This window comes from Desulfacinum infernum DSM 9756 (assembly GCF_900129305.1).
Lineage (GTDB): Bacteria > Desulfobacterota > Syntrophobacteria > Syntrophobacterales > DSM-9756 > Desulfacinum > Desulfacinum infernum.
This window is the reverse complement of the sequence record NZ_FQVB01000081.1, coordinates 1-1,142: the sequence shown is the minus strand read 5'-3', so window position 1 is coordinate 1,142 and position 1,142 is coordinate 1. Positions and strand designations below refer to the sequence as shown.

General features: G+C 40.9%; 1 protein-coding gene. It reads right to left on the bottom strand.

The genetic code is table 11. The annotated features are described in order from the left end of the window. Positions 1-200 precede the first annotated feature (200 nt). Positions 201-887 (bottom strand): acyltransferase, encoded by a 687-nt coding sequence (locus BUB04_RS20020; protein WP_073042312.1) that lies wholly within the window; start codon positions 885-887, stop codon positions 201-203. Positions 888-1,142: the final 255 nt, after the last annotated feature.

The window sequence follows — 1,142 nt, the reverse complement described above, 5'->3', positions numbered from 1 at the left end:
CATCGAATGAAAAATTTGTAGTGTAGAATTTGAAAGCACTCTACAACAAAATCAGTAACTTACACACAAAAGTGACAAACTTGGGCTAAGTTTTTCGTCCCAAGTGGGTCAAAATTGTTGTCCCGAAATGGGTCGAAATAATTGGCCTTTGATACTGTTATCGGATTTTTCCCAGCTTCCGCACGAAACAGCGAAGGCTCTCATTTTTGTTGCAACATTCCATTGGGTGCTCCTCTCAACCTCTTGGCTGGCACACCGCCCCAGATTTCGTTCGGTGGTATGTTCGTTCCTTTAGTCACAACGGCACCAGCGGCAACTATCGAATTATCACCTATGGTGACAGCAGACATGACCACACTATTTGCGCCAATGGTAACATTATTGCCTATCGAAACAGGTGATATGGAGAGATGTTGCCCTTCTATTGCGTGAGCGTAAACGATACAGTCTTGACCGATTATGCTGTTGTTGCCTATTGATACAAATGGCGGGTCAAGAATAATGCCTGAACAATAACTATTCGAACCAATCTTTAGTCCTAGACATACATAGATTAGCCTCATTATTGGAACAGGTATTATACGGGTTCTTATGAAGGAATTGAGTAGTATCAGATAAAACAAAACATGTATTCCCCAAATAATGTCTTCTCTCGATTTGGACAATATTGGACCTGGTTCGATGGGGAAAAGCGACAATAAAGTCCGATCGGCAATGGAGCTTGTGGTCAGAAGGAAGACTGTAAACAGAAAAATGCAGAAACTTTCATACCATGTTTGAATGTGAAGTATAGAAGTTATGGTGGTTGCTAAAAAAGATGATAGTGATATCAGGCATGCAAACAAAACGGTAAATATATAAATAGAAGTATTAGGTATCGCTCTCATTTGGTCCTCCTTTCTGGTAGGCATTATTTTTGAACTAAAACTAATATGTACACATTTGAGATATGCTACCAGGTGGCATAAAGTCCTTGGCTTCCCGCATCATTGCCGGTTTTTTTGCACAATTTCAAAACTAACTATGGGGCGTTGTGGTGTGCTCAAATCTTATTAAATTAAGCATGAACCTGAATCCGTGAATAGAAAGGCTGCAGACTGACGGTGGGGCATTCGAAATCCATTTCACGGCTGGGTGATGGC